Raw genomic sequence first — 24,123 nt, 5'->3', positions numbered from 1 at the left:
GGAATGCAGAATGAAAATAATATTATTGAGGTCGATAAGATGAATGACAATAAATATAAGGGGGTTAGTGAGTGCAACGTGGAAAGTGTTTTCTAACAGGATTGATATAGGGGGGTTGTTATTTTACAAAATGACGCCTGCTGGTTGACTGCTGATAAATCTTAATTACTGTTGGTTTTAAATAGTTACGTTGCCCGATTGCCTTGGTGTGAAATAATAAACCACATGAACAAATAAAGGTATAGTGCCGTACTATACTTTAGTCTAACTAGCCTCTGACGCTATAAGACCATATAATTTCCCTATTAAGTTTTGATGAAAAATAATAAAAAAACCTGACCTATGTTGAATCAGGTTGCCAAATAGGCCAACACCAGGGAAATTTTACTTTCACCATCTTAGAGCTATCAACTCAGCAGAGGCAAGTGTTCTCTGCTGGTTTTTGCCATGGGTGAGCTTGCTATAGCGCGCTATTGCATCGTTGGTCATACACCAGCCATCTTGCTGCGCAAAATCCCCCAACTCTGCCTCCCTCCCGTCTTGATACGGTACCGATACCACTTTCTGGCTACTAAAATAGGGTGCATATTAATTTCAATTGATTGGTTGCTTATCCATTTTGCGCAGAGTCGATGCCGCTTCGGCATGATTGCGGCCTGAATGAGCCATTTTTATCACTCCTGTGGTGGGCGACGCGGCCATCTGATATGCAGAAGCGGCGGACGTGCGGGCGATAAAGTTCGCGCATTCTTTGCAGAAAAGCATTGGAGGGAAGGGGAAAGTAGCGACTATGACGATTTTTTCAGCACTTAACTCATTGAACAACGGATAAGTGTTGCACGCGGATCGCTGAAAGGTATAATGCACCCGTTTTCCGCATACTACTTGCAGTGCCGAAGTGGCGAAATCGGTAGACGCAGTTGATTCAAAATCAACCGTAGAGATACGTGCCGGTTCGAGTCCGGCCTTCGGCACCATTAGTACAGCGCGAACAAGAAACCACCGAAAGGTGGTTTTTTTGTGCCTGAAATCCGCCCCGCGAGTTTTCCTCATCTTACCCAGACTTATCTTCAGTACATAACCTTCAAGCGCCTTGAGCTGATGAGTGACATCATCGCTAGACACTATCCGGGAATGCTGGCAGCAGGGTAAGTTAAGTGTCGTATGTTTGCTGTAAAAATGTCGTATGTTTGCTATGATGAAGAAATGACCAAAGGAGGATAACATGACCATAAAAGCTCGTATTCAGTCACGACTGAAACGCTCAAAGCGTTATGTTTTCACTCGTGACGATTTCAAAGATCTTGCTGGTTACGATCAAATTGGTAGAGCACTGCGTGAACTGGTGAAGGAAGGACAGCTGTTGAAAGTAGGCTATGGCGTCTATACCAAAGCGCGGCAAAATGTGATTACCGGCAAGTTGATGCCTGCTGCTCCCGGAGGTTCTGCTGCGGTAGTGATTGAGGCGTTGGAACGTCTGAACGTGGATTACCGCTTGGTTGGAGCAACAAGCGCCTATAATAGTGGTAAATCCACTCAGATCCCCGCATCACTGGAAATCAAAACCTCACCACGTTTTAAGAGAACGTTGTCAGTAGGGAACAGTAAATTAAATGGATGATTTAACAACGCTATTCCCAGATGTTGCCGATGCTCTGGGCATTGAATCAGTTGCAATTGTAGAGAAAGATTATTACATCGTTGAGTTATTGCGATTGCTCCAGCCTCTGGCCTTTGATACGCATCAACTGGTTTTTGCCGGTGGAACGGCATTGTCAAAAGCGGGGATATCTTTGAACAGGATGTCGGAGGACGTGGACATTAAGCTTGTCCCTGTCGCCGGTTTTTCCCAGCAATATTCCAGAGGTCAGCGTAAAAACATCCGTAAGGGTATTATTCAGATCATTATCGAAACGATTGCAGCCTCTGGTACGTTTCGCCTGGATGAAGAGTATCCAAAGGTTACTCGTGATGAATATCGCTATAATGAAATTCCGGTGCGCTACCCGCAGGAATATGCACAAATTCCCTGCTTAAGGCCATTTATCAAACTGGAACTAATGGAAACAGATTTGCTTGAGGTTGCGGAAAACCGCGCTATTAGTTCATTGGTAATGGATCTAACAAAGAAGGGCGAAGTAGTGGGGGCTTTCCCCTGCGCAACTATCACCAGCACGCAGGCTGAAAAGCTGATTTCGATGATGCGTAGAACGGCTGCAAGCATGCGTGATGTGGAGCGTGCAGTGGATGAGTCACTGGTGCGTCATATCTACGACAATTTTTGTATAGTTAGAGAAAAAGGTTCTGACGTTCCTGTTTTGAAGCACTTGGTGCAGGAATGCATTGAGCAGGATATTGAACGCTACGGTGCCCAGTACCCTGAATTCTGCGAATCGCCTGTTGAAGAGCTGAAAATGGGGCTGGAAGAACTGGCGAGCAATCCTGTTTATAAGGAACGCTATCTGCAGTTTGTTACACCAATGGTATTCGGTGAAAGCCAGGTTTCCTGGGAAGAGGCCTATACCTGTTTTCGCAAGACGGCATTGGATGTGGTTGATGCATAGCGCCAGAGATATGTTCGATTGTTAGTATCTTCCTGGGCAGGGCTGGCCCGATTCGAGTCCCAAACTCAACGATTTAATGTGTTGGTATCGATGTTGGTACATTATCTAAAAGTTATTTTTAATTTTTTAAAATCAAATGATTAATCATTATGTGCGAGTCCGGCCTTCGCACCATTAGTACAGCGCGAACAAGAAGCTACCGAAAGGTGGTTTTTTTGTGTCTGCGATTTGCCCCGCGAGTTTTCCTCATCTTACCCAGACTTATCTTCATCAACGGATTGCAGTACCTCGTAACTTGGCAGGCTTGCCCCCCAGGCCCTTGAAACGCGCTTTTTTGCCTACGAGGTGCTGGACTAACGGGAAGTGATGCTTATCATGTTATCGAGACTACAGATCCAGAGAGTGTGCTATGCAACATATCATTGAAGGCTTCCTCAACTTCCAGAAAGAGATTTTCCCTCAGCGTCAGGAGCTCTTCCGCAGCCTTGCCTCCAGCCAGAACCCTAAAGCGCTTTTTATTTCGTGTTCTGACAGCCGCCTGGTACCCGAGCTTGTGACTCAGCAAGAGCCGGGGCAGCTTTTCGTTATCCGTAACGCAGGCAACATCGTTCCTTCCTTTGGCCCGGAGCCGGGTGGGGTGTCGGCGACCATTGAATACGCGGTGGTGGCATTGGGCGTCTCGGATATCGTGATTTGCGGCCACTCGAACTGCGGCGCCATGAAGGCGATAGCTTCTTGCCAGTGCCTTGACCCGATGCCAGCTGTGGCCCACTGGCTGCACTATGCGGACGCGGCAAAAGCGGTGGTAGAGAAGAAAACGTGGGATAGCGAAACCGACAAAGTTAACGCTATGGTTGAAGAGAACGTTATAGCCCAGCTAAATAATATTAAGACTCACCCGTCCGTTGCTGTTGGTCTGCGCAACAACGGCCTGCGTCTGCACGGCTGGGTGTACGACATCGAAAGTGGCGAGATCCGCACGCTGGATAAAAATACGAAGAATTTCGTTTCGCTGGCGGATAACCCCGAAGTTCACTTCGAATAACGTGATGCCTGGCCTTGGCGATGAAATTGAATCCACGTTCCGGCGTGGATTTTTTTATGGATAGAGCTAAAGAGCCGCTTAATCAGAGTAGGTTATTTTATCCCCTATAGAGGATAATATTTGCTTTATCCGCTATAGGGGATAATACTCATTTCATCCGCTTGGGAGGATAAAATGAAAATCACCTCGGCAAAGATGTTGGCGCATGCGCTACGCAATGAACGTAAAAAGCGTAACCAAAGCCAAAGTAAAACTGCTGACAGCATTGGGTTAAAGCAGGCCACGGTTTCCGCGTTTGAAAACAACCCGGACGGCACGCGGCTGGAGACGTTGTTCAAACTGCTTGCTGCGCTGGATTTAGAGCTACAAGTGACTCCGCGCGGCAAGCCGGTCGATCCCAAAACCTGGGATCAGGAGTGGTGAGCATGGAAAAGCTACGTGTGGCGCTGAATGGCACCCTTGTAGGGACGCTGGAAAAGCATGCGGGCGGCGCGATGTCGTTTGTTTACCACGAACAGTGGCTGACACAAGCCGGCGTGCGCGCCATATCGTTATCCCTGCCGCTACAACCAGAACCGTTTCGCGGTGACGTGGTGTATAACTTTTTCGACAACCTGCTGCCGGACAGCGAGCTTATTCGCAGCCGCCTACAGGCGCATTTTAGAACGGCAACCAAACAGCCTTTTGATCTGCTTTCCAGCATTGGCGGCGACTGCGTGGGTGCGATCCAGCTTTACCCTGAACATGCCGATGTGGCCTCGGTAAGGCAAGTGAACGCCGTGCCTGTCAGTGACGAAGAAATAGAGCAACTTCTGCTGGGGTACCGCGAGGCGCCGTTGGGCATGGAGGCGGGTACTGATGATTTCCGGATCTCTCTGGCGGGTGCGCAGGAAAAGACCGCTCTGCTTTGGTTCGGCAATCAGTGGTGCCGGCCACAGGGGAGTACGCCAACCAGCCACATCATAAAACTACCCATTGGGCATATCGCACATAACAATCTGGATCTCAGCGAAAGCTGTGAGAATGAGTGGTTATGTTTGCGCATGGCAGAACAGTTTGGCCTGCCGGTAGCGCAGGCCGAGTTAGCGCATTTTGGCGAGCAGAAGGTCCTGATCGTCGAACGTTTTGACCGGCGTTGGGCGCGGGATAACAGCTGGCTGATTCGTTTGCCGCAAGAGGATTTCTGCCAGGCGTTAGGCATTGCTCCTGCGCTGAAATATGAGGCTGATGGCGGGCCCGGTATTGCGGCTGCGATGCAACTGCTAATGGGTTCTCAGCAGCCATTACCCGATCGAGACACCTTCTTTAAAAGCCAAATTGTATTCTGGATGCTGGCGGCCATTGATGGGCATGCCAAAAACTTTAGCCTGTTCATTGAGCAGGAAACGGCCTATCGAATGACCCCACTTTATGATGTGCTCTCAGGCTACCCCTTTATGCACGCCCGCGGCATAGCACCGCAGAAAGCCAAAATGGCCATGGCTGCGATAGGGAAGAGCCGTCATTACCGTTGGAGTCAAATCTTGCCACGGCATTTTATCTCTACCGCGAGAGCGGTGGGGTATTCCGAAGAGAAAACGCTGCAGGTGATGGCTGAGCTAAAAGCGCAAACGGAACAGGCAATCGCTAATGTGGAAGCGATGCTGCCGGACGATTTCCCCCGTTCTGTGAGTGATGCGATTTTCTCTGGGGTTCGGCGGCAGGCTGAGAGGTTGCCGGGGTAGGGGGATTGTTGTTCGCTAGATGATTATAAGGGAAGACGCGGACCTGAAAGACAGATTTAGCCAGATCGATTCCAATGACTTTTATCGAGTTCATGATGCAGTACCTCTGAAAAAAGAACACTCAGCATAAGTATGGCAGGACTTACGCTGAGGGAGATACGTCATCACATCACATCACCAACAACATCTTTGTCACTTAAGAAATCATCCGTTTGTGCAAAAATAAACTGCTTCAAAAACTGGTCAATGCGAATATTCAGCTTAAATAGAGGTATGGTTACTCCGTCTTGTTTTTCAAAATAGGCCTTGGCTTTCGCTTTATCTACCGTTTCTTTTAATGCGTCGAAGCGACCAAAGTCGTTGAGATTCTTATCATTAACACTATCAGCCATTAATGCTATGAGTAGTCCTTTATCTAAACCAAGAGCATTAACAACTGCGTTTAATTGCGCATTTTCAGCGTTATCTTTGTAGGTGTTGATATAGTCTCTGAAAGTATGGCCTTCAATTAACTGCGCATCACCACGCTGCAAGTCGTGCAAGAAGAGCTTGGCGTACTTTTGCTCGCTTTGGGTGAGTGATGCAAACGACTTGTGCAGCTCATTTAATGTGGTTTCAATGTTCGCAGAGTCTTGGTGTTTGTTCAGCTCTTTTAAATATTTATCAAAGCGGCTGTTCATGTAGTCGGCATCGATTTTGCCAGTATCTATCTCAGTTAAATAGCCACTGATATCAAAAGGCACATCGCCGCCACCTGTGCCACTGCCATCACCTTTGGCTACCAACTCTTTGTAACGCAGAACTAGGCTCAGATAAGTTTGTTCGTCTATGGACAGCGTTACCTCATGTTCTACATCATTTTCAGTAAAGGAATAGATCGACTGTTCCCAATGCAAACCTTGTACTTTAGCCGCTTCTAGGTGTTGGCTAAAGGAGTTAAATAATTTGGCGAATTGGGCACAGGTTTCTATATCGTCTGGCAGTTTTTCAAAATTCTCAACACCCGCACTGACGAACAACTCGGCAATGTCTACCACTAAGTCATTCATGGCTTTAAGGTTGCTTTCTAACCTATCAACAAACAAGCCGATAGGTCTGTCACCTGAATAGAGTTTTACCGCATCATTGATATGTTGCTCCATGGTGTGTGGATAGCGGTAATAACGGATGATGCCGTGGGGTTTGTCTGGGCCAAACAAGCGATTGGTGCGCGAGAACGCTTGAATAATATTTTGGTATTTAATCACCTTATCTAAATACAAGGTATTAAGCCATTTAGAGTCAAAGCCAGTGAGCATTTGATCTACAACAATCAGTAAATCTAATTGCTTTGAAGGCTCGGTATGAATGCGCTCATAGGGCTTTTTATGGGCAAGGCGTGCCGCTAAATCTTTTTTAAAGGCAGCGTGGCGGGCAAAATCAAAATCCTGGCCGTAACGCACGTTATAGTCGGTCATAATTTCGTCCAGGCCATCGCCTTTAAAGGTGGGGCCACGGTCGCCACTGCCGTCGTTATCAATGTTCGGGTCAAATAGGGCCGATACTTTAAGTTCAGGTTTAGCTGCTTTTAAACGGCGGTAATAGTCAATGGCTTCGGCAATGCTGTTAGTGGCCAAAATGGCGTGGAATTTAGTGCCTTGGCTGAGCACATCCCATTTATGCAGAATATCTTCCACCACCTTGGCTTGGTGGGTGTCGCTTAAATATTGACTTTTAGGCACATAGTCTTCAATACCTCTGTGGTATTTCCCCGTGGCATCTTTGTGGCCAGCCATAGGCACATCATTCATAAAGTGGTTAAATTTTTTCTTCTTGGCTGGGTTATCCATGGCCTCCTTCACTGAACCGGCCTTGGCTTGATCTAACGCCACAGCTTGTCTTAGGTCGCTGTCTCTAAAGGTTGGCACTTTGTAAGGGTCAAAACCGAGTACGTTGCCATCGCGTATGCCATCGGCAATGCTATAGCGGTGTAGCTCGTTGCCAAATACGGTACTGGTGGTATTGCCGTTTTTTTCGTTTTCTTCTTGAATCGGTGTACCGGTAAAGCCAAAAAACAAAGCGCGCGGAAAGGTACGTTTAATAATAATCAGCATGTCGCCAAAGGTAGAGCGGTGCGCCTCATCGATAATAAACACCAAACGTTTAGCGCGAATTTTTTCAATATCCGCGGAGTTTGTGGCCGCGCCTTCATCATCTACCGTTTCAAAAATATTACTCATTTTTTGAATGGAGCTGACAATTAAGGTATCGGCGGGGGCGGTGCTTTTTAATTTGGTAATGAGTACGTGAGTATTTTCGGTGGCTTGAACGGAATCTCTATCGTCAGCGAAACCTTGATACTCGAGGAGAGATTGGGTACCCAGCTCAATCCTGTCCATTAAAAAAATCACTTTATCGGCATCTTTCGATTGTGCAATCAACTGCGCCGATTTAAAGCTGGTCATGGTTTTACCCGAACCGGTGGTATGCCACACATAACCCCCGAGGCGATCGGGATTATTGGCCGCGCTACCCAGTTGCTGCCAGTTGGTTTTAGCCACTTTGTCAGATATCGCATTGGCGGCGTAATACTGATAACTGCGCATTACCTTAAGCACGCCATCGGTATCGTCAGCAACGGTATAAAAGCCAATTAACTGGTGCGCCATAGGGATGGAAAGCAGGGTGGAGGCAATGTCTTTCCAGTGGTTCATGGGTTCGTTATTAAAATCGGCCCAGTTAAACTGATAGTCAGGGTTAAACTTGCCGTCTAGCCCGGGGTTGGCAAAATATTTGGCCTCGTTGGGCTCCATGGCTACAAACACTTGGATGAGCGAAAACAGGCCGCTAAATACACCCTCTTTACTGTACTTTTCAATTTGGTTTACGGCTTGGCTAACTGGAATGCCACTGCGCTTTATTTCTACATGGATCACCGGCATACCGTTAATCAGTAGCAACACATCACCACGGCGGTCGTTGCGCAAGGGGCTGCCGCGTTCAAATTTAGGCTGTTGCACAATTTGGTAACGGCTTTGGCCTGCGGCGATTTCTTGGCGATCGTATATTTTTAAGCTGATTTCTTTGCCCATATGCAAGGTATCGGCCGGGTTATCGCGCTTAATAGCCACGGTTTTGCCGTTAATTAAACCGTTGAGCTTGAGCGGGGTTTTAAGTTCTTTGATTTGCTCAATAATTTGCTGCATTTCAGTCGCGCTAAGCGGAACATCGTTTAAACGATCCCGCTGGCGATTGTTTTCAAACAAAATGTTCGCCCAGTTTTGCAGTAAATCCGCTTCGGTTTTATGTTTGAGTATCTCTGTTTCCCAGCCCTTATGGGTCAGTACTTCAATAAAGGCCTGCTCAAATTGTGCTTCAGTGGTAAAGGTGGTCATGATTTCTTCTACCCCTGCTAAACAAACATTTTGCTCAAGCAAGCCTGCTTGATGTTATTGAGTTTGGTGATTTGCTGTCGGTGCTGGTTGATTAGCGCGTCGAGTTTTTGGAAATAGTTACCGATGGCGGTTTGTTCTTTTTTGTTTGGAACTACTACATCCCAAGCTTTTAACTCATTCATAGGAACCAAATTAACCATGGCTGATGCTGGATTGGATTCCGTTAATCTTTCTTGCATTTTTTCCGACCTGATCCACTGCAAAAAGAACTCTGAATCAACACGCTCATCATTTATTTTAATTCTGATAATCGCTTGATTAAAAACACCAATTTTAACGCCATCTGGTACCCTTGAAACTCTACCAATTGTTCCAGCTCCACTCATAATAAAGTCGCCAGAGGCCAAGCTGAAATTAATTAACTCTTGGTACTTTTCTCTTGATATATTGTACCGAGTATCATATCGATCATAAATAGCATTGCGTTGTTCATAAACAACGTAATCGCTTTTGGCTACAAACATTTCCTTCTTAATCGAACCACCAAAAGGGCCTCTACGAATTCCATCTTTTTCATTAAATATCTCTGAAAACTTAATCTCCGCCCACTCCCCACTGAACCCCTTAAACCGAATCTCTGGTATGGTATCACCTTGTTTGGGGAACATCTTTTCCAGCATGGCTTTTTTTATGTTGCTGAGTTTGTCATGCTTTTGTTGGTGCTGGTTGATTAGGCTATCGAGTTTTTGGAAATAGTTGCCGATGGCAGTTTGTTCTAATTCATTGGTTGCATAAACTGACACATTATTAATTGCGATCTTCGATAGGCTTGGTACTCCTGTAGATTCATCATGTTTTTTCCATTCAATTTTTTGAAAAAGACAAAATAAAAAATCTAGATTGAAACCTGGAAAAGGTACTGCATAAAAAAGAGTATCTACTGTCCAAAAGGGAGCACGTAAAATACAAGGTTTATCTATAGTTCCTTTTCTACCAATTCCGATTGCATCATCATAATTTGACAATGCACTATCTACACTAAGCATATAGCCGCCTGTTCCATAAACAGGTATATTGCCTTTGCCTAAATGCTTGTAGTCTTTTCCGCTTCGAATATCAATAACACTTGATAAAGCTACCTCATACCACGCCCCACTAACCCCCTTAAAGCGAATCTCTGGCACTTTATTATCCGCACTCATCTTATTCCCCCTTCAATAAGTGGGTGAGCTCTGCCAAGCCTTGCAAATCAAACTCATTACCGATGAGTTCGCCCATCATCTGTGCCAGTTGTTGCTCGGTGGTTTTTATCTCACTCGCCACTTGCGCATAGGTGACGGCGTATTTATCCGCCAGGGCTTGCACTTGGCTGGTGAGCTGGCTAATCACGGCATTTGGCATGGCAGCCAGTTCGCTGCTTAATGGCGCAATCCATTTAAGGTGCAGCAGGTGGTTCACTTGTTCATCAGTTAACCCTTCGAGGGTGGTTTTGGTGGTTAAGTGCAGGGCCGTGGCGGCATCTTTAGCCGCTTTTTTCAGGACTTTTTCTTCATCAATGAGTTTACTCGCGGCAATGATTTTGGCTTCGTAGCTTTCTGCGGCAAATTTCACCTTGCTCTCTTTTTGTTCTTTCAAGAAGGCTTTGGCGGCCTTGCTTAATTCGGCATTGGCAAAGCCGTCTCTGCTTTCTTTGACCGTATCTTGTTCTTTTTCTTCTTCGGTCAGGGATTCTAAAATTTCTTCAAGCAGGCTGGCGATTTCTACCAAGCGGGTTTCTTGAGCTGCCAGGGCTTGTAAGTCATCACTTAAGCAAGTTTGTTGCACTAAATCGAAGGGTAATATATGGCCTTTCCAACCCTCTTGTACTTCGGTGTCATTGCCATTTTTTTTCTTTATAACAATATTGGGATCAACTTGCTTGGTGGCAGCAAAACCTTCGGTTTGCATCATTTCTAAATCGGCGCTGATAATTTGCCATTGGTTGTTTAGAAATTGGTAAGCCTGGTATTTGTCGATTAAGGCAATGGTGGCTAAGCGAGTAAATAGCTCGGTACTTAATACCGCCTCTTGTTGGTTACGCTTTACGCTTTGCCAATTTTGTATTAACTGGGCGTTTAGCTGGTCATCAAAGCCATTAAATGCCTGGTTGTAGGCGCTGATAAATGCCTGCACTTGCGGGTGCCCGCTAATGCTGGCGTTGACGTCTTGTTTGGCAATTGCTAGCTCACTGTAAGCGTCGGATTTGGGGGTAAACAGGGTACCGTGTAATTGCGGGAAGGCTTGCCAAAAATGATGCAGCTCGGCAATTTCGCTATTGGGGATACCGCCGAGCATGGTGGCATGTAAATCCCAGCTTGGTGCCGCCGCAGAGGAATCTACATAGCGCGGTATGTTGAGGTTGTAACCGTGGTCGCACAGGGTTTGTTTGCTCACCAGTTGCGAGAACTTGTCGATACTTTCTCGGTTAATCACTGCATCAGTAATGCGCTTGATGTCACTGGCTTGTAGTTTGTTGTTTTTGCCTTCTTTCATAAAGTGTTTGGAGGCATCGACCACCAATACATCGGTGTTTTGGCGTTTTTGTTTGAGTACTAAAATCACCGTTGGAATGCCGGTGCCAAAAAAGATATTAGCCGGTAAACCGATAACAGTATCAATATGATTCTGCTCAATGAGTTGCTTACGAATTTGACCCTCTTCACCGCCGCGGAACAAGACACCATGGGGCAGTACTATAGCCATAATGCCATCGGGTTTTAGGTGGTAGAGGTCATGCAGTAAAAAAGCAAAATCGGCTTTGGTTTTAGGTGCGAGGCCAAAACGTGAATAGCGTGGATCGCTGTCTTTAAAGCTGGGGTCCCAGTTTTGTGAGTAAGGCGGGTTGGACACCACTGCATCGACATGCAAGGCGTAGTATGAGCCTTGAGGATCGCTATCATCAAAATACGGCCAATCCTCTTCGAGGGTGTCGCCATTACGGGTTTTAATGTTGCTGGCTTTGATACCGCGCATGATGAGGTTCATACGGGTTAGGTTGTAGGTATTGGCTTTTAACTCTTGGGCGAAATAGGTGATGCTGTCTTTGTTTTTAGCGTATTTCTCGAACGCCTCACCGATATTGATTAGCAACGAACCAGAGCCGGAAGTAGGGTCGTAAATTTTGATGGTATCTTTGTGTTTTAACTCATGGGCGATGATGTTCGACATGAGTACTGAGACTTCATGAGGCGTGTAAAACTCACCGGCTTTTTTACCCGCATTGGCGGCAAATTTCTCAAGTAGGTATTCGTAAATGTAGCCCAGTACGTCATACCCTTGATTACTATTCATGGGGATGCTTTTGATCAGGTGCAGTAAGTCGCTGATGGCTTTGGTGCGTTTGCCAGCACTTTCACCCAGTTTGCTTAAACCTGTTTCTAAGGTAGTAAAAATGCCTTCGAACAGTTTTTTGTAAGTTGGCGAAATCAAACGGCTAAATGCTGAGAGCGCATCACGCACGTTAGATTCATCAAATTCGGATGCTGGATCAATCCATGTAGAAAACAGATTGTCGTAGGCAATAAAGTAGCCCAAGTTGCTTTGCACGTATTTAACGGTGTCGGCGTCTTCTTCATTGAGGGCTTTGATATCTTCGGGCCTCATACCCTGTTTGGTGACAAACTGCACTAGCTGGTCACTTAGGTACTTGTAGAAGATAAAGCCGAGTATGTAATCTTTATATTCGTTGGCTTCAATTTTAGAACGCATCTGGTTGGCGGATTCCCAGATTTTTGCCGCAAGCTGTTGTTTATTCACTATAAATCCTGTTTAAAGCAATTCTTTTTTGAAAAGGCTATTTTAGGGTTTTGATTGTACGTTTGATAGGAGCCTCTTGCTAGTGGCAAGGCTTTTCGAACTTGTGTCAGTGAGTAGTCTGCAGTCTCGATTCCTACCAAGACAGCCATCTTATCTGGTGCATCACTGATCGAAATAGTCGCTATCAAGCTTAGGGACCTTAAGCAGCCTTGAGCTCACGCCAACCTCATTGTCCATCATCAGGTGCACAAGCCGGTTGCCGTCAATGAGCACCATGCCTTCCACCGAATGAGCAAATTCAACTGCATGCTTGGTAAAGCCAGAAGTGGTGATGAACACACCGCGTTTGGCTTTTTGTCCCACAAGTGCGCCGTAGAAAGCATGCAATTCAGGGCGCCCCACGGTGTTTTGCCAGCGTTTGGCTTGCACATACACTTTTTCCAGGCCTAGCTTGTCCAACGAGATAACGCCATCAATACCCGCATCACCACTGCCCCCAACGCGCTTTAGATCATCGCGATGGCCGCCATAACCTAAGCGATGCAGAACATCCAGAACGATGATTTCAAAACGGCCGGGAGATACTTGAAGCAAGTTCTCAAGCAGTTCTGCTGCAACAGCATCGCGGATCTCTTTAATGGATTGTTCTAGTCGATCATCCGGGCTGCTGGTAAGCATGGCTTCGCTGTTAGGTAGCTCCACCGTTGGGTCTAAGTCCACTGCATCCTTGTTTTGTTGAAGCTTTACGTTGGTGAAAGCCAGTGCGATATGCTCAACTTCGCTATCCGTTAAAGGTTGAGGATGCTGTTGTAGCCACTCGGTTCCTTTGGCAGTTAAGCACCATTTCCCTCTAGACAGACTCTGCGACAACCCCGCACGCTTCAAACGATCGTGTGCCCAGCCGGTGCGGTTTTTGTAAACTAATTGGCCGCTGGCGATGGTTTCTGCTCGTTGTTCTTCGTCCAAGTTCAGTAAATCTGCCGCTGCATCTTGAACATCTCGCGAGAGGGCACCTTCAGGTTTCGTTGCCAAAAAGCGCAATACTGGCTCAATAAATTGGTCGTATGTAGGCACTGACATTGCGGGGCTCCTAATCCTTATTTCTCTGTTTATGACCGTAAGCTTTATATTGGAAACTAACCCAACGTCGCCTCTTTCAACTCCAACTTCACCATAAGCTTGTTGTTAACGTCCACCCCATCAGCCCCACTATGTATCCGACGGTGGCAGGTAGGGCAGATGGCGCCAACCCACTGCGGGTGGTCGGGGCCTTCATCGGCTAGTCGTTTTGTGTGGTGGGGTTCTAAGTACGGTTCACCGTTGTTTTTCTTGAACGGCGCAGGCTGATCGCACGACTCACAGATACCATTGGCACGTTGCAGAACGTATTTTTTCACGTCCTCGCTGCGTTTGAACCAAGATTTCTTACTGTCACCTTGCTGGCGCTGGCCTGTCATCATTGATGATTTTATCGCCTTGGCACGTAGCTGTTCGAGTGTTTCTTTCTTCGGGGCTATTTCTGAAGTATCAATATCATTATCAACTTCTCGAGCAGAAGATACCGGGAATAGATTAAAAACTATCCCTTTCCTCATTTTATCTTTTTTGTAATCCAGGCAGTCAATGTAATCCCAAGTATCACATTCAAACATTCCAACGAATCTTACACCCTTATCTTTCTTATTATCTTCAAAGAGGAATATGTCTTCGCCATTCTCTTTGTGGTCACGGATGGCCTTATTACCTCTAATAAACTTCATGTCATCTTTTTGACCTTCTCCTGTGTAGGAGAAACTGCCATCAGCAGACCATCCATCCTTGTACCCATAAGCCTCGCCACTTTCGCCGGTGAAAATGAAGATGACGGGGAACTCTGTCGGTGTCCAGATGCCGCCCTGGAGTTGCCCACCGTAGAGGTCGATGAGCTCTTTACGCGTGTACAGTTTACCCTTTACTAAGTGCTCAATAGGGTGTGGCGTTTCTACGATATCGAAACCGAGATTTTTAAGTGCTTGAATAGCTATCTTAGGACCACTATTAGTTTTTATTTTTTCTAGTGGCTTTCCGAACTGATAAATATAAGCGGCCGCGGCGATAACTCTGATGTCGTAACTTTCATTATTATAACGAAGCACACATTTTTTAATTCGTTTGACGTTATATTTTTCCAGAAGAGCATCACAACCCAGTGCTTTATATTCTTCAATGGCTTTTAAAACAGCCTCTTTCGAAGATAACATCTCTATATTAATAGTCAAAACATCCCCCTCTCATTGCAGAACAGGTTCTGGGCAATGCGTGGGCTTACTGCCAGTAGGCGGAGGCCATACGTAGTCATCCAGCAGTTAGCTCATCGATTTATCGAATGCGTTAACTATGCCAGGCTAGGGGGAAAATGCCTATCCTCGTGAATGTATTTATCGTGATATGTAATCGAAATCTATGGGATTTTCTGGAGGGGATAAGAACGGCACCAAACTAATACCGTCCTTATTATTATCATTTTTATCTGTTTTTAACCTGCCAGCTCCTGGCACTCCATCTCCCGCAATGCACGGCCATAAAGGTTGCACAGGGCGGGCACCAAGTGAGCTGTTGCATTGAGGTAGTGATTTAGTTGTTCCCAACCGGTGTCATCGGTTTGTGGGTGCTTTTGCAGCAGGTTGCCGCACAGCATCAGGCCATGACATAACCCTTCGGCCTGCTCGGCGGAGAGTGCGGCTAAGTCTAGGAGCTGTGACGAGTCTAAGGTGCTGAGATCGAGTTGGTTGAACAGTTCGCGATAGAGGGTGAGGGTACTTGTGGCGGGTTGTGAGGTGGAAGTATCAGCCATGATTGCATCTCCATATGTCATTAGATAATGACTATCACCAGAGACGCTAAACTCGGGTGGTAGCCCAGACGGGGTTAGCGTCACCGGGACATAGGAACCGGCGCTTCTTGCGAAGCCCCCGCCTGAGCCACCATTATTTGGGGTGAGCTAAAGCTGCGGCATTATTACACAACGCCGCGGTATATGTCAGATTCGGAACGCTAACTCCGGCTGCGGATTGTGCCGCAGCCAAGGGACTATAGCGCTGGCAGAAAGGTGAAAAAATAGCCTGTATGGAATTACAGGGGCTTACTACTTAATCTGGAATCCAGCTCGCAACTATCGCCTTCAGCGGCCCTTGTCGCCGTCAGCCCCATCACCCCAAATCCGCCCCATTGCTCGCAATCACCTTCTTGTACCACCAGAAGGATTTCTTGCGCGTGCGGGCGAGGGTGCCGTTGCCGTGGTCGTCGCGGTCGACGTACACAAAGCCGTAGCGTTTGCTCATTTCCCCGGTCGAGGCCGCCACCAGGTCAATGCAGCCCCAGGTGGTGTAGCCGATCACCGGCACGCCGTCGGCGATGGCGTCGGCCATGGCGCGGATGTGCTCCCGCAGGTAGCTGATGCGGTAATCGTCCTCTATCTCGCCGGCGGCATTGAACTCGTCGTGTGCGCCCAGGCCGTTTTCCACCAGGAACAGCGGTTTTTGGTAGCGGTCGTACATCATGTTCATGGTGATGCGCAAACCCAGCGGGTCGATGCCCCAGCCCCAATCGCTGCGCGGTACGTGCGGGTTCGGCAGCGATTTCACCACGTTGGCGGCGCTGCTGTTGTTGTCGTTCATATCGGCAGAGGCGCAGCGCGAGGCGTAATAGCTGAAGGAGACGAAATCAACCGTGTTCTTCAGGATCTCGGTGTCGCCTTCCTCCATCGCGATGCTAACGCCTTTTTCGCGGAACACTCGGGCAGAGTAAGAAGGGTAAGCGCCACGGGCCTGCACGTCGATAAAGAACAGGTTCTCGCGGTCTTTCTCCAGCGCGGCCCACACGTCTTCCGGCTTGCTGGACCACGGATAGAAATTGCCGCCCGCCAGCATGCAGCCCACCTGGTTGGCGGGGTTCACCTCATGTGCGATGCGGGTCGCCAGCGCACTGGCCACCAGTTCGTGGTGCGCGGCCTGGTATTTCACCTGCTCGGGGTTTTCGTCGGCTTCGAACACCAGCCCGGCACCGGAGAACGGGCTGTGCAGCAGAATGTTGATCTCATTAAAGGTGAGCCAGTATTTCACCAGCCCGTCGAAGGCTTCGAAGCAGGTGCGGGCATAACGGGTGAAAAACTCCACCATCTTGCGGTTGCGCCAGGAGCCGTATTCGGTCACCAGGTGCATCGGCACGTCGAAATGGCACAGGGTGACCAGCGGCTCGATGCCGTATTTGCGGCATTCCTCGAACAGGCTGCGGTAGAACGCAATGCCCTGCGGGTTAGGCGTCAGTTCGTCGCCGTTCGGGTAAAGCCGGCTCCAGGCGATGGAGGTGCGGAATACGCTAAAGCCCATCTCCGCCATCAGCGCGATGTCGTCGCGGTAGCGATGGTAAAAATCGATCGCGTCGTGGCTCGGATAAAACTCGTCTTCACGCAGGGTAAAGCGCTTCTCCAGGCCCAGCTTCACCGGCATGCGGTTGGCGCCATGCGGGATCATGTCGACCGTAGTCAGCCCTTTCCCGCCCTCCAGATAACCACCTTCAGACTGGTTGGCGGCCAAGGCGCCGCCCCATAAAAACCCTTGCGGGAATGTTAAGTCAGACATGCAATCCTCAATTTTCTCAATGGGTCGCGTTAGCGGTATTCGCCGCAGGCGCAGTGGCCGCCGGGCTGGTTGCTTCGCTTTCCGGAATGTCTTCGAACCCCAAAATCAGCGTGAGCACAAACGACAGCACCACGGAAAGCACCATCACGCCGCCCACCCAGACAATGCTCATCGGGTTCGTCGGGTCAAAAAACTGCACGCTGGTGAATAGGCCGGGCGAGGCCATCGAATGGCTGGCCAGCCCGCCGATACCGGCGACGGCGCCGCAGACAAAGCCGCTGATCAGGCTGGCGATTAACGGCCGTTTAAGCCGCACCGCCACGCCATACAGCGCCGGTTCGGAAATCCCCGCCACAATGGCGGAGGCAGCAGCGGCCAGCGCAGTCTGGCGCAGTTCGCGGTTTTTGGTTTTGAACGCCACGGCCAGCGAAGAGCCGCCGAGCGACAGGTTGGCGCCAATCTCCGAAGGCATCACCATGCCTTCTTTGCCGGTTTCGGCGATGGTCTGAATAATGGTCGGGGTGAACACGCGGTGCATGCCGGTCATCACCAGCAGCGGCCAGATGGCACCCATAATGGCGACGGAGAGCCAGCCCAAATAGCCGTGCACGGTGTACACCAGCGCGGAGATACCGCTGCCGATCCAGATGCCGAGCGGGCCGATAAACACGATCGCGATCGGCGCGGCAATCAGCACAATCAGCATCGGCTTGAGGAAGTTCTTGGTCACCGCCGGGGTGATGCGATCAACCCATCGTTCGATATACGACAGGATCCAGGTCATCACCAGCGCCGGGATCACCGTATAGGTGTATTTCACCGCCGTCACCGGGATGTAGGCGAACTCCACGGCCTGGCCCTGCGCCGCTTTGGCCATCAGATCGATAAAGTTGGGGTGCAGCAGCACGCCGGCAATGGCGATCGCCAGCGACATGTTGGTTTTGAACTTCAGCGCCGCTGAAGCCGCGACCATCACCGGCAGGAAGAAGAACGCGCCGTCGCCGATCACGTTCAGGATGATCAGGGTTGAGGAGCCTTTTTCGAACAGGCCGGCCATATCCAGCATCATCGCCAGCAGCTTCACCATCGAGCCGCCGATAATGGCGGGGATCAACGGCGACATGGTGCCCACCAGCGCATCGAGAATGCCGGCGCCGATGCCTTTCAGGGTGATTTTGCGTTTTGCGGGCGCGGCGGCAGGGGGGTTACCCGGCAGGCCGAGCGCCAGCACCGCCTGGTAGGCTTTCGATACCTCGTTGCCGATGATCACCTGGCACTGTTCGCCGCTGTGCACCACGCCCAGCACGCCATTAATCGCTTTGAGCGCCGGGGTGTCGATCAGCGCCTTGTCTTTGACAACGAATCTCAGGCGGGTCATGCAGTGCGTCACGGCTTCGATGTTGCCGAGGCCGCCCACCGCATTCACGATTGCCTGCGAGATCTCTGTGTAGTTCTTCGGCATGAAATATCGTCTCTTAAGATATGAATTTGGATTGCCCAAAGGCGAATTTTTACTGCCTGGGCGATCCGCCGTTCCATCTCAATGAAACGCCCACAAGAAACCGGTTTCACAAAATCATGAAGGTGTATTTTGTTGTTGGCAAGAATTATGATTTTTTGGTTTTTCGTTTCGTGAGGCTGGTCACTTTTAGATCAAGGGCGCTCGCGCTGGCGGGCGTGAAAACATTTCAAACGGGGGGCGTCTTGGGTAGACTGCGCTCATCCAATGGATTTTGACGGCGCACAGATGGCAACAATACTTGAGGTGGCTAAAAAGGCCGGCGTTTCTAAGGCGACGGTATCCCGCGTGTTGTCCGGCAGCGGCTATGTCAGCCCGGAGAAGCGTGCGCTGGTGGATAAAGCCATTGCCGAGACGGGTTATCGGCCCAACCTGCTGGCGCGCAATCTGGCGACCAAAACCACCCAGACCATCGGGCTGGTGGTCACCAACACGCTGTACAGCGGTAACTACTTCAGCGAGCTGATGTCTCAATCCGCCCGCATCATGGAAGAAAACGGCCGCCAGCTGATCCTGGCGGACGGCAAGCACACCGCAGAAGAAGAAATGGCGGCCATTCAATTCCTGCTGGATCTGCGCTGCGACGGGGTGATTATCTACCCGCGTTTTCTCTCTATCGCGCAAATGGACGAGATCATCTCCCGGCATAAGCAGCCGATCCTGGTCATCAACCGCCGCTTAAGGCTGAACGACAGCTACTGCATCTTCAGCGATCAGCACGCCACCAGTGCCGCGGCGGTGACGCACCTTATCCAACTTGGGCATCGCGATATTGCGTTTATCACCGGTTCGCTGGATTCGCCCACCGGGCTGGAGCGGCTCTCCGGCTACAAATCCGCGCTGGCGGAACAGGGTATTGCGGTCAACAATGCCTTGATTGTCGAAGGGAAGTGGAATGCGCAAAGCGGCATGGCGGCGGTCGATGCGCTGCTGGCCGGCGGCCATGCGTTCAGCGCCATTGTCGCCAGCAACGACGAAATGGCCATCGGCGCCATGAAGCGGCTGGCGGAATGCCAAATCCCGGTGCCGTCCGCCGTGTCGGTGATCGGGTTCGATGATATTCCGCTGGCGCCTTACACCATTCCCTCGCTCTCCAGCATGAAGATGCCGGTGACCGAGATGATTAAGGAAACCATCAACCGCCTGGTATCTATGCTGGACGGCGGCGAACTGAGCAAACGCCCGACCTTCCCGGCGAGCCTGATCCTGCGGGATTCTGTGGCGGCGGGGCCTTATTTTCAGGTGGAGTAAGGAGGCGTGTTTTATTATTTTCCGCGGTATGTCATATAAATACTTTGAATTTCAGGATCATCCAGACTGCCGTAGGAGATATTTTCTTTATCTAAACCGTTCATTCCTTTGTTCGCGGAAGTAACGCCCCTGAAGCTCAAGTATTTCCGACTTGGTAAGAACACCTTTCCGTTTAAGATTAACCAATAATTGCTCAACGTCATCCAATTCGACAGCGTCGTCAGCCAGCGCGGTAATGGCAACCGCCATACGGCTCATTCCGTCGCGGTACGCTGTAATCTTATGATCTTCTGCAAGTTTATGAACATAACTTGCAACACTAACAACAGTTCTTTGGGGCATAAGGGCATCCTCAGTTCTTGGTTATATTTTAGTATGCCCCTACTGTTATGTCGTTAAAGCGCCACGCATTAGGGTTCTTAGGTTGAGCCAAGCTCTCAACCCAACGCAGCAAACCGCTCCCGGATCTCCTCCTCCGGCAAGTCCACGCCAATAAACACCAGCGTACTGCGCCGTTCTTCCTCAGGCAGCCACTCGCGGTCCCAGTCGGCGTTATACAGCCGTTGCACGCCCTGGAACAGCAGCCGGCGCGGTTCGTCCTTGATCGACAAAATGCCCTTGTAGCGCAGCAGGCTGTCGGCGTATTCCAGCAGCAGGCCTTCCATCACTTCGGAAATCTGCATCAGTTCCAGCGGCTGGTCGTGGTACACCACGATCGACCGAATGTCGTTCTGCGGCTGCGGAATGCGGCGGAACAGCGGGGTGGGCGGCGTCAGGTTCAGCCTGTCGTTGAGCGTAAAGCCTTCGATGCCGAACAGCAGGCTCAGGTCGATATCGCCGTGCGTCACGGTGTAAACCGGCGCGCGGGCGTTCATCAGTTGCAGGCGTTGGGTCAGCGCCTCGCAGTCCGGCGCTACGTCGGTTTTGGTCAGCAGAATGCGGTCGGCGTATCCCACCTGCGCCTGCGCGATGCTGAACTGGTTCAGTTGTTGATCGGCATGCGCGGCGTCCACCAGCGTGATGATGCCGTCCAGCAGGAAGCGTTCGCAAATGAGCTCATGCGAGAAAAAGGTCTGGGTGATCGGGCCGGGGTCGGCCATGCCGGTGCATTCGATGATCAGCCGGTCGAACTCCAACTGGCCGCTGTCTACGCCGTCCAGCAGGTCCAGCAGTGCGTCTGCCAGCTCGTTGGCTTTGCTGCAGCAGATGCAGCCGTTGCTCAGGGTGGTGATGCGGCTGGCGCGGTCGCCAATCAGTGCGTTGTCGATCGGCACTTCGCCGAACTCGTTTTCGATAACCGCAATCTTGTAGCCGTGGTCGGCGTTCAGAATATGGCGCAGCAGGGTGGTTTTGCCTGCGCCCAAAAAGCCGGTCAAAATGGTGACGGCGATGGGTTTCATGTCGGGTCCTTATTGACTCAAATCAGCAGCAGCGCATGCCGCCTTTGCCGTCGCCGCCGTAGCGGGCCTGCTGGCGTTCGCGGAAAAATTCTTTATAGGTCATCACCGGCTTGTCCGGGTGGTTGTCTTTCATGTGCTGGACGTAGGTATCGTAGTCGGGCACGCCCACTAACATGCGCGCCGCCTGCCCGAGATATTTCCCCGCCTGGCCGAGATTTCCGAACATGGCCTTCTCCCAAAAAATGACCCTGCGTACCCGTCGTCTTTCGAGCCGCAGCGGTGTTGGCTGCACTCGCGAACCCCAGTCACTTACCTGTGCAAGCTCCTGGGGGGCGCTCATTTGCCGCCGTGTTGCGGCTCGAAATCCATTGGGTACTACTTAGCTTTCATTATGCAGGGTATCCGTTAAATCACCATCAGTGCTGCGGCGAAACTTTGACGTCCCCCTCAGTTACGCCGTGGGATGGCATCTCTTCAGGCATCGGCACGTACGGCGTTTCCTGGTCGCTGCGGTTCGGGTTTTTATACGCCGCCATCGCGGTTTTCACCCCGTAGAAGATGATGCTGTACACCACCAGCAGGAACAGAATGCTCAGCCCGGCGTTGGTGTAGTTGTTCACCACGATATGCTGCATGTTGGCTACCTGCTGGGCGCTCAGCTCGGCGCCGCCCTCGGCGATTTTGCGTTTGTACTCGCCGGCCTGGAAGAAGAAACCTTCCAGTTGCGGGTTGTCGCTAAACAGCTTCAGGCCCAGCGCATAGGTGGTGCAAATCAGCAGCCACACCGCCGGCAGCACGGTGACCCAAATGTATTGGGTGCGCTTCATCTTGATCAGCACTACGGTGCCTAATACCAGCGCCACGGCCGCCAGCATCTGGTTGGAGATGCCGAACAGCGGCCACAGGCTCTTCACGCCGCCGAGAGGATCGACCACCCCTTGGTACAGCAGGTAGCCCCACAGGCCCACGCAACCGGCGGTGCCGACGATACCGGCCACCAGCGAGTCGGTTTTTTTCAGGAAGGGCGCAAAGTTGCCCAGCAAGTCCTGCAGCATAAAGCGGCCGGAACGGGTGCCGGCGTCCAGCGCGGTCAGGATAAACAGCGCCTCGAACAGAATGCCGAAGTGATACCAGAAGCCCATATTGGCGCCAGGGATGATCTGGTGGAACACGTGTGCGATGCCCACCGCCAGCGTTGGCGCGCCACCGGCGCGGTTCAGCACCGAAGGCTCGCCGATGTCTTTGGCGGTTTGCAGGATCTGTTCCGGGCTGATGACGAAACCCCAGGAACTGACGGTCGCCGCCGCGTGAGCGGTCACATCTTTGAGCGACGCCATGATCATCGGCGCGTCTTCGGTACCCAAACGGTGCAGGTCCGGCATGGTGATGCCCAGCGCAGCCGGCGGGGTGTTCATGGCGAAGTACAGGCCCGGTTCGATGATCGAGGCCGCCACCAGCGCCATGATGGCGACGAAGGATTCCATCAGCATCGCGCCGTAACCGATAAAGCGCGCGTCTTTTTCATTGGCCAGCAGCTTCGGCGTGGTGCCGGATGCGATCAACGCATGGAAGCCGGAAACCGCGCCGCAGGCGATGGTAATGAACAGGAACGGAAACACCGAACCTTTCCACACCGGGCCGGTGCCGTCGACAAACTGCGTCACCGCCGGCATTTTCAGCTCGGGGTTGAGGATCACGATGCCAATCGCCAGCCCGACAATCACGCCAATCTTCAGGAAGGTGGCCAGATAGTCGCGCGGCGCCAGGATCAGCCACACCGGCAGCAGAGCGGAGACGAACGCATAGCCAATCAGCGTGAAGGTGATGGTGGTGTCTTTAAAGGTCAGCGCCGGGCCCCAGTACGGGTCCTGGGCGATCACGCCGCCGAACCAGATGGAAGCCACCAGCAGCACGATGCCAATCACCGACACTTCCCCTACCCGGCCGGGGCGCAGGAAGCGCATGTAAATGCCCATAAACAGCGCGATCGGCACGGTGGCGCAGACGGTGAACACGCCCCACGGGCTTTCCGCCAGGGCTTTCACCACGATCAGGGCCAGCACCGCCAGGATGATGATCATAATCAGGAAGCAGCCAAACAGCGCGATGGTGCCCGGCACCGGGCCCATTTCCTTTTTGATGATCTCACCGAGCGAAGCGCCGTTGCGGCGCGAGGAGATGAACAGCACCATAAAGTCCTGCACCGCCCCCGCCAACACCACGCCGCCCAGCAGCCACAGCGTGCCGGGCAGGTAGCCGACCTGCGCCGCCAGCACCGGGCCGACCAGCGGGCCTGCGCCGGCAATGGCGGCGAAGTGGTGGCCGAACAGCACGTTCTTGTTGGTCGGCACATAGTTCAGGCCGTCGTTGTTGACCACCGCCGGGGTGGCGCGGAAGGCGTCCAGCTTCATCACCTTGGTGGCGATATACAGGCTGTAATACCGGTATGCCACCAGATACACCGCCACCGACGCGACGATGATCCACAGCGCACTGATGTGTTCGCCACGGCGCAGCGCAACCACGCCCAGGCAGGAAGCACCGAGTATCCCCAGTAGCATCCACGGAATGTGTTTTAAAATCCCCTCTCGGTTCATGAGGTGTCCTTAATGGTTCAATCTGCAAAAAAATGAGTGAGTTAATCCGCTTATAAGATGTTTCAGGCACGTAGCCGGGGTGCGGATAACGGTGGAGCCGTAGGTTTGGCAACAGCTCATCATTGCGGCTTAGGGAAAGGGAAGACATGTGAATTTCAGTCAGCGGTTCAATACGCAGGCTGAACGGTCGGAAATGCAGGGTGAACGGTTGGGCGCCGAAGTGGTTGCTTTAGCG

General features: G+C 50.9%; 19 protein-coding genes and 1 tRNA gene. 7 read left to right on the top strand and 13 right to left on the bottom strand.

Annotated features, from left to right (window positions below; translation table 11 throughout):
- Nucleotides 1–594: 594 nt before the first annotated feature.
- Nucleotides 595–867, bottom strand: a complete 273-nt coding sequence (locus D4100_RS25600) for a hypothetical protein (protein ID WP_147417753.1) — start codon at nucleotides 865–867, stop codon at nucleotides 595–597.
- 25 nt (nucleotides 868–892) lie between these two features.
- Between D4100_RS25600 and D4100_RS13530 the strand changes: the two genes are divergently transcribed.
- The 6 genes from D4100_RS13530 to D4100_RS13500 all read left to right on the top strand — a co-directional run bounded on the left by D4100_RS13530 (nucleotide 893) and on the right by D4100_RS13500 (nucleotide 5,333).
- Nucleotides 893–977: transfer RNA gene (locus D4100_RS13530), tRNA-Leu, on the top strand.
- Nucleotides 978–1,225: 248 nt separating this feature from the next.
- Entirely contained in the window at nucleotides 1,226–1,621 is a 396-nt protein-coding gene (locus D4100_RS13520) for a DUF6088 family protein (RefSeq protein WP_119804576.1), read from the top strand.
- On the top strand, nucleotides 1,614–2,564 hold the full coding sequence (locus tag D4100_RS13515) for a nucleotidyl transferase AbiEii/AbiGii toxin family protein (protein WP_119804575.1): 951 nt from the start codon (nucleotides 1,614–1,616) through the stop codon (nucleotides 2,562–2,564). Before D4100_RS13520 ends, D4100_RS13515 begins: the two co-directional genes overlap by 8 nt.
- Nucleotides 2,565–2,973: 409 nt before the next feature.
- Nucleotides 2,974–3,609, top strand: coding sequence for a carbonic anhydrase (locus tag D4100_RS13510; protein ID WP_119804574.1), 636 nt, complete (start codon nucleotides 2,974–2,976; stop codon nucleotides 3,607–3,609).
- Nucleotides 3,610–3,783: 174 nt separating this feature from the next.
- A complete protein-coding gene (locus tag D4100_RS13505; RefSeq protein ID WP_004953056.1) occupies nucleotides 3,784–4,032 on the top strand; it encodes a helix-turn-helix domain-containing protein in 249 nt (82 codons plus the stop codon).
- 2 nt (nucleotides 4,033–4,034) lie between these two features.
- A complete protein-coding gene (locus D4100_RS13500; protein WP_119804573.1) occupies nucleotides 4,035–5,333 on the top strand; it encodes a type II toxin-antitoxin system HipA family toxin in 1,299 nt (432 codons plus the stop codon).
- A gap of 164 nt (nucleotides 5,334–5,497) precedes the next feature.
- On the opposite strand, the gene D4100_RS13495 is transcribed toward D4100_RS13500, so the two are convergent.
- The 8 genes from D4100_RS13495 to ascF form a co-directional block, all read right to left on the bottom strand.
- Nucleotides 5,498–8,707, bottom strand: a complete 3,210-nt coding sequence (locus D4100_RS13495; protein ID WP_119804572.1) for a type I restriction endonuclease subunit R, EcoR124 family — start codon at nucleotides 8,705–8,707, stop codon at nucleotides 5,498–5,500.
- A 17-nt stretch (nucleotides 8,708–8,724) separates the two neighbouring features.
- Nucleotides 8,725–9,909, bottom strand: a complete 1,185-nt coding sequence (locus tag D4100_RS25685) for a restriction endonuclease subunit S (protein ID WP_158586343.1) — start codon at nucleotides 9,907–9,909, stop codon at nucleotides 8,725–8,727.
- A gap of 1 nt (nucleotide 9,910) precedes the next feature.
- Entirely contained in the window at nucleotides 9,911–12,502 is a 2,592-nt protein-coding gene (locus D4100_RS13485) for a type I restriction-modification system subunit M (RefSeq protein ID WP_119804571.1), read from the bottom strand.
- Nucleotides 12,503–12,664: 162 nt separating this feature from the next.
- On the bottom strand, nucleotides 12,665–13,582 hold the full coding sequence (locus D4100_RS13480; protein WP_119804570.1) for a restriction endonuclease: 918 nt from the start codon (nucleotides 13,580–13,582) through the stop codon (nucleotides 12,665–12,667).
- 56 nt (nucleotides 13,583–13,638) lie between these two features.
- Complete coding sequence (locus tag D4100_RS13475) at nucleotides 13,639–14,760, bottom strand: HNH endonuclease (protein ID WP_119804569.1); 1,122 nt, start codon at nucleotides 14,758–14,760, stop codon at nucleotides 13,639–13,641.
- A gap of 257 nt (nucleotides 14,761–15,017) precedes the next feature.
- Complete coding sequence (locus D4100_RS13470) at nucleotides 15,018–15,335, bottom strand: hypothetical protein (RefSeq protein WP_119804568.1); 318 nt, start codon at nucleotides 15,333–15,335, stop codon at nucleotides 15,018–15,020.
- A 355-nt stretch (nucleotides 15,336–15,690) separates the two neighbouring features.
- On the bottom strand, nucleotides 15,691–17,121 hold the full coding sequence (locus tag D4100_RS13465; protein WP_119804567.1) for a 6-phospho-beta-glucosidase: 1,431 nt from the start codon (nucleotides 17,119–17,121) through the stop codon (nucleotides 15,691–15,693).
- A gap of 16 nt (nucleotides 17,122–17,137) precedes the next feature.
- Nucleotides 17,138–18,583 (bottom strand): PTS cellobiose/arbutin/salicin transporter subunit IIBC, encoded by a 1,446-nt coding sequence (gene ascF, locus D4100_RS13460; protein WP_119804566.1) that lies wholly within the window; start codon nucleotides 18,581–18,583, stop codon nucleotides 17,138–17,140.
- Nucleotides 18,584–18,868: 285 nt separating this feature from the next.
- Here ascF and D4100_RS13455 point away from each other — a divergent pair, with 285 nt between their 5' ends.
- Entirely contained in the window at nucleotides 18,869–19,891 is a 1,023-nt protein-coding gene (locus D4100_RS13455) for a LacI family DNA-binding transcriptional regulator (protein WP_147417752.1), read from the top strand.
- A gap of 87 nt (nucleotides 19,892–19,978) precedes the next feature.
- Here the strand turns inward: D4100_RS13455 and D4100_RS13445 are convergent, their stop codons facing one another.
- The 4 genes from D4100_RS13445 to D4100_RS13430 all read right to left on the bottom strand — a co-directional run bounded on the left by D4100_RS13445 (nucleotide 19,979) and on the right by D4100_RS13430 (nucleotide 23,888).
- Nucleotides 19,979–20,233: a hypothetical protein gene (locus tag D4100_RS13445; RefSeq protein WP_119804564.1), complete on the bottom strand. Its 255-nt coding sequence runs from the start codon at nucleotides 20,231–20,233 to the stop codon at nucleotides 19,979–19,981.
- A gap of 95 nt (nucleotides 20,234–20,328) precedes the next feature.
- Nucleotides 20,329–21,291: a GTPase gene (gene yjiA / locus D4100_RS13440; RefSeq protein WP_119804563.1), complete on the bottom strand. Its 963-nt coding sequence runs from the start codon at nucleotides 21,289–21,291 to the stop codon at nucleotides 20,329–20,331.
- A 22-nt stretch (nucleotides 21,292–21,313) separates the two neighbouring features.
- A complete protein-coding gene (locus D4100_RS13435) occupies nucleotides 21,314–21,517 on the bottom strand; it encodes a YbdD/YjiX family protein (protein WP_004953088.1) in 204 nt (67 codons plus the stop codon).
- Between the two features lie 190 nt (nucleotides 21,518–21,707).
- A complete protein-coding gene (locus D4100_RS13430) occupies nucleotides 21,708–23,888 on the bottom strand; it encodes a carbon starvation CstA family protein (protein ID WP_119804562.1) in 2,181 nt (726 codons plus the stop codon).
- Between the last annotated feature and the right edge of the window lie 235 nt (nucleotides 23,889–24,123).

Source organism: Serratia inhibens (genome assembly GCF_003591175.1).
Taxonomy (GTDB): Bacteria; Pseudomonadota; Gammaproteobacteria; order Enterobacterales; family Enterobacteriaceae; genus Serratia; species Serratia inhibens.
This window is presented reverse-complemented; position numbering and strand designations above follow the sequence as displayed.

Excerpts from the sequence above, each read along its gene's own strand:
- D4100_RS13480 (WP_119804570.1), bottom strand. The coding sequence starts at position 13,582 with ATGTCAGTGCCTACATACGACCAATTTATTGAGCCAGTATTGCGCTTT.
- D4100_RS25685 (WP_158586343.1), bottom strand. The coding sequence starts at position 9,909 with ATGAGTGCGGATAATAAAGTGCCAGAGATTCGCTTTAAGGGGGTTAGT.
- D4100_RS13430 (WP_119804562.1), bottom strand. The coding sequence starts at position 23,888 with ATGAACCGAGAGGGGATTTTAAAACACATTCCGTGGATGCTACTGGGG.
- D4100_RS13510 (WP_119804574.1), top strand. The coding sequence starts at position 2,974 with ATGCAACATATCATTGAAGGCTTCCTCAACTTCCAGAAAGAGATTTTC.
- D4100_RS13445 (WP_119804564.1), bottom strand. The coding sequence starts at position 20,233 with ATGCCCCAAAGAACTGTTGTTAGTGTTGCAAGTTATGTTCATAAACTT.
- D4100_RS13465 (WP_119804567.1), bottom strand. The coding sequence starts at position 17,121 with ATGTCTGACTTAACATTCCCGCAAGGGTTTTTATGGGGCGGCGCCTTG.
- D4100_RS13515 (WP_119804575.1), top strand. The coding sequence starts at position 1,614 with ATGGATGATTTAACAACGCTATTCCCAGATGTTGCCGATGCTCTGGGC.
- D4100_RS13520 (WP_119804576.1), top strand. The coding sequence starts at position 1,226 with ATGACCATAAAAGCTCGTATTCAGTCACGACTGAAACGCTCAAAGCGT.
- D4100_RS13495 (WP_119804572.1), bottom strand. The coding sequence starts at position 8,707 with ATGACCACCTTTACCACTGAAGCACAATTTGAGCAGGCCTTTATTGAA.
- ascF (WP_119804566.1), bottom strand. The coding sequence starts at position 18,583 with ATGCCGAAGAACTACACAGAGATCTCGCAGGCAATCGTGAATGCGGTG.
- D4100_RS13505 (WP_004953056.1), top strand. The coding sequence starts at position 3,784 with ATGAAAATCACCTCGGCAAAGATGTTGGCGCATGCGCTACGCAATGAA.
- D4100_RS13435 (WP_004953088.1), bottom strand. The coding sequence starts at position 21,517 with ATGTTCGGAAATCTCGGCCAGGCGGGGAAATATCTCGGGCAGGCGGCG.
- D4100_RS13470 (WP_119804568.1), bottom strand. The coding sequence starts at position 15,335 with ATGGCTGATACTTCCACCTCACAACCCGCCACAAGTACCCTCACCCTC.
- D4100_RS13455 (WP_147417752.1), top strand. The coding sequence starts at position 18,869 with ATGGCAACAATACTTGAGGTGGCTAAAAAGGCCGGCGTTTCTAAGGCG.
- yjiA (WP_119804563.1), bottom strand. The coding sequence starts at position 21,291 with ATGAAACCCATCGCCGTCACCATTTTGACCGGCTTTTTGGGCGCAGGC.
- D4100_RS13500 (WP_119804573.1), top strand. The coding sequence starts at position 4,035 with ATGGAAAAGCTACGTGTGGCGCTGAATGGCACCCTTGTAGGGACGCTG.